This is a genomic window from Trebonia sp. (assembly GCF_030042015.1).
Lineage (GTDB): Bacteria > Actinomycetota > Actinomycetes > Streptosporangiales > Streptosporangiaceae > Trebonia.
Genome location: NZ_JASIAL010000290.1, coordinates 1 through 7667, shown reverse-complemented (window position 1 = coordinate 7667; position 7667 = coordinate 1). Strand labels below are relative to the sequence as shown.

At 73.6% G+C, this 7667-nt stretch carries 6 protein-coding genes; 1 reads left to right on the top strand and 5 read right to left on the bottom strand.

Annotated elements, in window-relative coordinates; all coding sequences use genetic code 11:
* The 5 genes from ftsZ to ftsW form a co-directional block, all read right to left on the bottom strand.
* A partial coding sequence (gene ftsZ / locus Q1N79_RS15555) for a cell division protein FtsZ (RefSeq protein ID WP_300609736.1) occupies positions 1–1221 on the bottom strand: 1221 nt, incomplete at its 3' end.
* Positions 1222–1541: 320 nt separating this feature from the next.
* Positions 1542–2294 (bottom strand): FtsQ-type POTRA domain-containing protein, encoded by a 753-nt coding sequence (locus Q1N79_RS15550; protein ID WP_300609734.1) that lies wholly within the window; start codon positions 2292–2294, stop codon positions 1542–1544.
* On the bottom strand, positions 2291–3733 hold the full coding sequence (gene murC / locus Q1N79_RS15545) for a UDP-N-acetylmuramate--L-alanine ligase (RefSeq protein WP_300609732.1): 1443 nt from the start codon (positions 3731–3733) through the stop codon (positions 2291–2293). The genes Q1N79_RS15550 and murC overlap by 4 nt, the downstream gene beginning before the upstream one ends.
* 19 nt (positions 3734–3752) lie before the next feature.
* Positions 3753–5024 (bottom strand): undecaprenyldiphospho-muramoylpentapeptide beta-N-acetylglucosaminyltransferase, encoded by a 1272-nt coding sequence (murG, locus tag Q1N79_RS15540; RefSeq protein WP_300609729.1) that lies wholly within the window; start codon positions 5022–5024, stop codon positions 3753–3755.
* Positions 5021–6388 (bottom strand): putative lipid II flippase FtsW, encoded by a 1368-nt coding sequence (gene ftsW / locus Q1N79_RS15535; RefSeq protein ID WP_300609727.1) that lies wholly within the window; start codon positions 6386–6388, stop codon positions 5021–5023. The genes murG and ftsW overlap by 4 nt, the downstream gene beginning before the upstream one ends.
* Before the next feature lie 118 nt (positions 6389–6506).
* Here ftsW and Q1N79_RS15530 point away from each other — a divergent pair, with 118 nt between their 5' ends.
* The gene (locus tag Q1N79_RS15530; RefSeq protein ID WP_300609725.1) at positions 6507–7619 is read left to right on the top strand and encodes a PLP-dependent aspartate aminotransferase family protein; all 1113 of its coding nucleotides are present in this window, start codon (positions 6507–6509) and stop codon (positions 7617–7619) included.
* Positions 7620–7667: the final 48 nt, after the last annotated feature.

Here is a 7667-nt window from a genome sequence, read left to right as displayed (position 1 = left end):
CAGCCCGCTAGCCGGCCCCGAACCGCCTGATGGTCCCGAACCGCCTGCTGACCCCGAACTGCCGGACACCGCCGAGCCGGGTGATGCCACCGAGGCGCCGCGGCCCGGGCCGCCAGAGCCGCCTGAGCCGACGGCACCGCCCCACGCGGACGAGCCGCCCGCCCGCATCGGGCCCGCGGCGGCGCCGGTGCTCCCTGACGAGGCGCTGGTCACGGCGGAGCCGATGCCCGACGCCCGTGAGCCGCCGATGGCGGCGGACGTCAGGCGGCCCGGCCGTGACTCGTCGAACCCCGCCGCGATGACCGTCACCCGCACCTCGTCGCCGAGCGCGTCGTCGATCACGGCGCCGAAGATGATGTTCGCGTCCACCGCCGCCGAGTTGGAGACCAGCTGCGCGGCCTCGTTGATCTCGAACAGGCCGAGGTCGGACCCGCCCTGAATGGACAGCAGCACACCGTGCGCGCCGTCGATCGACGCCTCGAGCAGGGGGGACGAGATCGCCATTTCCGCCGCGGCGACCGCCCGGTCGTCGCCGCGCGACGAGCCGATGCCCATCAGCGCGGACCCGGCGCCGGACATGACGGACTTCACGTCCGCGAAGTCGAGGTTGATCAGGCCTGGCGTGGTGATCAAGTCGGTGATGCCCTGGACGCCGGACAGCAGCACCTGGTCGGCCTGCTTGAACGCGTCGAGCACGCTGACGTGCCGGTCGGAGATAGACAGCAGCCGGTCGTTCGGTATGACGATGAGCGTGTCGACCTCGCTGCGCAGGCGCTCGATCCCTGTTTCCGCCTGGACGGCCCGCCGCTTGCCCTCGAACCCGAACGGCCGGGTCACCACCCCGATGGTCAGCGCGCCGAGCGAGCGGGCGACGTTCGCGACCACGGGAGCGCCGCCTGTGCCGGTGCCGCCGCCCTCGCCCGCGGTCACGAAGACCATGTCGGCGCCCTTGAGCACCTCCTCGATCTCCTCGCGGTGGTCTTCTGCGGCCTTGGTGCCGACATCCGGGTTCGCCCCGGCGCCGAGCCCGCGGGTCAGTTCCCTGCCGACGTCGAGCTTGACGTCGGCATCGCTCATCAGGAGGGCCTGCGCGTCGGTATTAATCGCGATGAACTCGACGCCCTTGAGTCCCTCTTCGATCATGCGATTGACAGCGTTAACGCCGCCCCCGCCGATTCCGACGACCTTGATGACCGCCAGATAGTTCTGCGGTGCTGCCACGAGGAGGGTACCTTTCCGCTCGTTTTTACCTCTTCCAGGTCCAGCGCCATTGCCGCTGTTAACGGCGTCGGGCGCTCGCCTGGAGCTGGCCGCCTGAACTGGGGAAACCCCTGCCCTGGTGGCGAAGGCGGAATTCACCGCCAATGGCGCCGGCCAGCCGCCGTCGCGGTAATTGCGCTGCCGCTAGGCTGATGGCCACGGGTTTCACCTTCAGGTTGAGATTTAGAGTTTTGTCGTCCCTGCGATTGATACGGACAGTAGGGTGGGAAGGCAGCAGGGTCAACTAACCACGCGGAACCGCCTGGCGTGTCGTGGCCGGGTCACCTGGTCACGACCGTTCCCGGCGCGCTCACGTCGTAGTAGCTTGCGGTGCCGCGCATCAGGACAGCGAGTTCCCTGGCCTTTTCCCCGGCCCGGTCCGTGCCGCCCCAGACGACCGTCGTGGCGTCCCGCAGGTAGAGCGTCACCTGGTCCTGCGCGCCCGAGCCGCCCGAGCCGCCCGAGCCGCCGGCCGTCCCCGTCACCGCCAGCTCGGCGACCGACTTGGCCAGCCACGACGGGAGTTCGGCAAGCACGGCCGATGCCTGCGCCAGGGCCGGGTCGCCGCGCAGCGCGCCGCCAGGCAGCGAGGTCAGGAACAGCGGCAGGCCGGCCGGCGCCGATTTCGTCCAGCGGACGATGACACCGGTGGCGTCCACGAGGTCGTAGCCGCCGCCCGCCAGCCGCACCGCCACCACGGGGACGCGCTCCCTGATCGCGATCACCAGGTGGTCCGGCCAGTCCTTGGACACGGTCGCGGAGGCCACCTGCCTGATCGCCTCTACCCGCCTGGCGACTTGCGCGGTGTCGACGCGCAGCAGCGGCGTGCCGAGCGGAACGTCGGCCGCCGCCAGCACCTGCGCGGGCGTGACCAGGCGCGTTCCCGTCACGGTGATCGAGCGGACCACGAGCAGCCGCGAGCCGAGCAGCGCCCAGCCGACCCCGGCGAGGATGGCAAGCCCGGCCAGCGCGAAGAACGCCGCGCGCCAGGACACGCGGATCCGCGCCGCGCCCGCCGGCCCCGGGCCGGTCACGGGCGGTCCCTGCCGGTCCCCGACGCGGCGGCGAGCTCCCGCAGCACCAGCGGCCCGAGCCTGGTGACGTCGCCCGCCCCCATGGTCAGCACCAGGTCACCGGGCGCGGCGACCGCCGCGACCGCCCGCGGCGCGTCCTCGAAGGAGGGCACGTACCGCGCCGCCCCGCCCGGCACGGCGTCCGCGACAAGCTGGCCGGTGACCCCGGGCTCGGGGTCCTCGCGCGCCGCGTAGACGTCGAGCACCACGACCTCGTCGGCGAGGCCGAGCGCGGCGCCGAACTCACCCGCGAAGATCCGCGTCCGGCTGTACAGGTGCGGCTGGAACACCGCGACGACCCGGCCGCCTGCCGCGATCTCGCGCGCTGCCCGCAGGTCGGCGGCGAGCTCGGTCGGATGGTGCGCGTAGGTGTCGAGCACGCGGACACCGCCCGCCTCGCCCTTCGGCTCCATCCGCCTGGCGGCGCCGCGGTAGCAGGCGAGCGCGGCGGCCGCGGGCCGCGGCGCGATCCCGAGCTCCACGGCGGCGGCGAACGCGGCGGCGGCGTTCAGCGCGTTGTGCCGGCCCGGGACGCGCACGGAGATTTCCAGGTCAATTTCCCCGAACGGTCCCGGCTTGCTCCCGACCGTGAACGACGTCTGCATCCCGCGGCAGCGCGTCCGGCTCACCCGGTAGTCCGCGTCCGCCGACTCCCCGTACGTGCGGACCCGCAGCGGCAGGCCTGCGGCCCGGGCCGCCAGGTCCCGCGCTCCGGGGTCGTCGGCGCAGGTCACGAGCAGCCCGCCGGGCGCGATCCTGGCCGCGAACGAGCCGAACGACGCCCGGTACGCCTCGGCGGTCCCGTAGTTGTCCAGGTGGTCGGCCTCGACGTTCGTGATGACCGCCGCGTCGGGGGACAGCATGAGGAACGAGCCGTCGCTCTCGTCCGCCTCGGCGACGAAGTCCTGTCCCGCCCCGTCGGCCGCCCCGGCGCCGGTGGCGGCGAGGATGCCGCCGATGACGTAGCCAGGGTCCGCGCCTGTCTCAAGCAGCACCGTGGTGATCATCGACGTCGTCGTCGTCTTGCCGTGCGTCCCCGTGACCGCGATCACCCGGCGGCCCAGCGTCAGCGACGCGAGCGCGGCGGCCCTGTGCAGGATCCTGATGCCGCGGCGCCTGGCCTCGGCCAGCTCAGGGTTGTCCTGGCGGATCGCGCTTGACACCACGAGCGTGTCCGCGTCGCCGACATGGCCGGCCGCGTGGCCGACGTGCACCCGGGCGCCCAGCGCGCCGAGCTCGAGCAGGCCCGCGGACGGGGCGGCGTCGCTGCCGGACACGGCCACGCCGCGGGCCAGCATGATCCGGGCGATCCCCGACATGCCCGCGCCCCCGATGCCCACGAAGTGCACCCGCCCGAGGTCTGCGAGCGGCACCGGTTCGCTGGGAGTCACGAGCCCCACGGGGCGACCTCCTGCGAGGTCACCGCGACTGCCGGTGCCTGCCCGTCGCCGGCGGGTGCTGGCCGCCTGAGGCGGGCTGACCGCCAGCGGGGAACTGCCTGCCCGCGGACGGGGTGAACAGGCTGCCTGGCGCGGGCGCGCCCGCCGGGCGGTCCCGGCCCCACGCCTGCTCCGGTACCGAACCGGGCTGCGCGGGCTCCCTGGTGGCCGCCTCCGCGGCGACGATGTCGATGACCGCCCTGGCCAGCCAGCGGTCCGCGTCCCGGCGGCCGAGCGCGGCCGCCGCCTCGGACATCGCGGCCACCTGGTCGATGTTGGTCAGCACGGGCAGCAGCGAGCCCATGATCCACTCAGGGGTGAGCTCGTCGTCCTCGACGAGCAGGCCGCCGCCGCGCTGCACGATCGGCAGCGCGTTGAGCCGCTGCTCGCCGTTGCCGATGGGCAGCGGGACAAAGGCGGCCGGCAGGCCGACGGCGGTGAGTTCGGCGCACGTCATCGCGCCGGCCCGGCAGAGGGCGAAGTCGGCGGCGGCGTAGGCGAGGTCCATCCTGTCGACGTACGGGACGGCCACGTAAGGCACCGCGCCGGCCGGCGGCTCCGCCTCGGCCGCGTTGCGCGGGCCGGTCACGTGCAGCACCTGCACGCCCGCGGTGCGGATCGCGCCGACGGCGCCCGCCAGCGCCAGGTTCAGCGACCGCGCGCCCTGCGAGCCGCCGAACACGAGCAGCACCGGCAGGTCCGGGCGCAGCCCGAAGTGGGCGCGGGCCTTGTCGCCGAGCGCGAACCGGTCGAGTTCGGCGATCTCCCGCCTGATCGGCAGCCCCAGGTACTGGGCGTTGCGCATCTTGGTGTCGGGGTGGCCGGTGAACACGTACGGGGTGAGCCGGGCGCCGAGCCGGTTGGCGATGCCTGGGAACGGGTTCGCCTCGTGCACGACGATCGGCACCTTGTGCCGCTTGGCCGCCAGGTACGCGGGCGTGGCGACGTACCCGCCGAAGCCGACAAGCACGTCCGCGCGCGCCCGGTCGAGGATGGCGCCCACCGCGTGCACCGCCCCGGCCAGCCGCCCGGGGACGGTGAGCAGGCTCGGCGTGACCGAACGCGGCAACGGCACCGCCGGGATGAGGGACAGCTCGTACCCGCGCAGCGGGACGAGCCGGGTCTCCAGGCCGCGCCGGGTACCGAGGCAGGTCACGTGCGTGCCGCGGTCTGCCTGGACAAGCGCGTCGGCAAGCGCGAGGGCAGGCTCGATATGACCGGCTGTCCCTCCGCCCGCTAGAACGACCCTCATTCCATGCTCCTCGCTCGTCGCGTTCTGGGGCCAAGCCAGCTTAGAACGCGGGACAGCGCGCTCGGACCACGCGCGGCCAAAGCCTGCGCGGCACCGGGTTCCCGCCGCGCGAACGACATGAGCATACCGAGCGCGACCATCGTCACGAGCACCGACGACAGTCCCTCGGACACCAGCGGGAGCGGCACGCCGGTGATCGGCAGCACGCCGATCACCGCGCCGATGTTCACCACGGCCTGCATGACGATCCAGGTCGTGATCGCGGCGGCCGCCAGCCGGCTGAACGTGTCTGTGGCGCGCCGCGCCACCCGCAGCCCGGCGTAGCCGAGGCCGCCGTACAGCGCGGTGACGCACAGCGTGCCGACCAGCCCGAATTCCTCGCCGATGACCGCGAAGATGAAGTCGCTCGTGGAGTCGGGCAGCCACCCCCACTTCTCCCTGCTGGCCCCGAGGCCGACGCCGAAGATCCCGCCGGACCCAAGCGCGTACTTGCCCTGGATGCTCTGCATGTTCTGCCCGACCGGGTTGGTGTTCGTCTGGTTCACGTACCCGAGGAGGCGCTGCATGCGGTACGGCTCCGTCACCACGAGCAGCAAGAGCACCAGCCCCATCAGGATCAGCAGCGCGGTGAAGACCCGCCCAGGGGTGCCCGCGATCCACAGCAGCGCGAGGAAGACCATCAGCAGGATGAACGTGGTGCCGAGGTCGTCGCCGACAAGCACGAGCAGGGCAAGCACCGCGGTTCCCGGCATCAGCGGCACGAGGAGGTGCCGCCAGTCGGCGAGCAGGCCCAGCTTCTCCTTGCGCGCCAGCAGGTCGGCGCCCCACACCGCGAGCGCGAGCTTGGCCAGTTCGGACGGCTGGAACTGCAGCGAGCCGATCGCGATCCACCGGGACGCGCCGTTTTGCGACACGCCGACGCCGTGGATCAGCGTCAGCGCCAGGCCGATGACCGACACCGCGAGCAGCGGGTAGGCCGCCGCGCGGAACAACCGCGGCGACGAGCGCGCCGCCAGCCACATGATCGGCAGGCCCACCGCGATGCCGAGCAGCTGCCGCTCGAAGTCGTAGTACGGCGACAGGCCGTCGGCCAGGTCCGTCACCGAGGCGGTCGACAGCACCATGACGAGGCCGAGGCCGAGCAGCAGCGTGGTGATGCCCACGATCAGGTAATACGGCGTGAGCGGCCGGCCGGCCAGCGCGCGCCAGGCGCGCAGGTGTTCCCTGAGCGCCCCGAGCGCCCCGAGCGCGCCCAGCGCGGGAGGCTCCGCGCGGCCGCTCGCGGCCACGCGGAGCCGCGGCTCCTCGTCGTCGTCAGGTCCCAGCGCGCCGACGGCGGGATCACTGACCGCGCGGACATGCATGTCCTCTAGTTTCCGCGCCGCGCGCGCGCATACCGGGCACATCCGCCGCGTGTCGCGCAACTGCGGGAGATGGGCTGGGCTGGGCAGTCGGCCCGGATCGTTCGGGAGAATGGGCTTCATGAATTTCAGCGAGCAGTCGAGGCTCGTGCACGCGGGAACCGAGCGGACGGCGGGCGCGCCGCTGGCGCCGCCGCTGCTGGCCACGAGCACGTACGTGTCACAGGGCGAGCCCGAGCCTGGCCGCGGCTACGGGCGGGAGGGCAACCCGGGCTGGGCCGCGGTCGAGGAGGCGCTTGCCGCGATCGAGGGACCGGGCGCCGCCGCCGTCACGTTCGCGTCCGGGCAGGCCGCGTCGATGGCGCTGCTGCTCGCGCTGGCGGACGGCCGGGCGGCGATCGTGTTCGCGCGGGATGGCTACTACAACACGCGGGCGCTCGCGGCCAGGCTGCGGCCGCACGGCGCCGAGCCGGTGACGGTCGACCTGCTCGACCTGGGCGCGGTCGCGCGCGCGCTTGGCCGGGGGCCGACCGTCCTGTGGGCGGAGACGCCCACCAACCCGCTGCTGCGGGTCGCCGACCTCGCCAGGCTCGGGCAGCTCGCCGCGGCGAGCGGCGCGCCGTTCGTCGTGGACAACACGGTGGCGACCGGGTTGCTGCAAAAGCCGCTCGAGTTCGGCGCGCTTGCGTCGTTGTACTCGCTGACCAAGTCGGTCTCCGGCCATTCCGACGTGCTCGGCGGCGCGGTCGTCACCAGGGACCCGGCGCTGGCCGCGGAGGTGCGCGCCTGGCGGACCGCGGGCGGCGGCGTCCCCGGGCCGTTCGAGAGCTGGCTGGTGCTGCGCGGCATCAAGACGCTGCCGCTGCGGATCGAGCGCCAGTCGGCGAACGCGCTGGCTCTCGCGCGGTTCCTGGCCGGGCACCCGCGGGTCACCGCGGTGCACTACCCGGGGACCAGCCCGGCGACGCTGGAGGTGGCGCGGCGGCAGATGGCGGCGGGGTTCGGGCCGCTGCTGTCGTTCGAGCTCGCCGGCACCGCGGCGGACGCCGACGCCGTGGTCGGCGCGTCGCGGCTGGTGGTGCCCGCCACGAGCTTCGGCGGCGTGGAGTCAACGTGGGAGCGGCGGGCGCGCTGGGCCGCCGAGACGGCGCCCGGCACGCTGATCCGGCTGTCGGCGGGCGTCGAGCCGGCCGCCGACCTCATCGCCGACATCGGCGCGGCGCTGCAGGCGTGACTTCCTGACTTCCTGGCTTCCTGACTTGCGGCGGGCCCGGTTTGGCGG

Coding starts and splice junctions, on each gene's coding strand:
- murG (WP_300609729.1), bottom strand. CDS start 5,024: ATGAGGGTCGTTCTAGCGGGCGGAGGGACAGCCGGTCATATCGAGCCT.
- ftsW (WP_300609727.1), bottom strand. CDS start 6,388: ATGCATGTCCGCGCGGTCAGTGATCCCGCCGTCGGCGCGCTGGGACCT.
- Q1N79_RS15530 (WP_300609725.1), top strand. CDS start 6,507: ATGAATTTCAGCGAGCAGTCGAGGCTCGTGCACGCGGGAACCGAGCGG.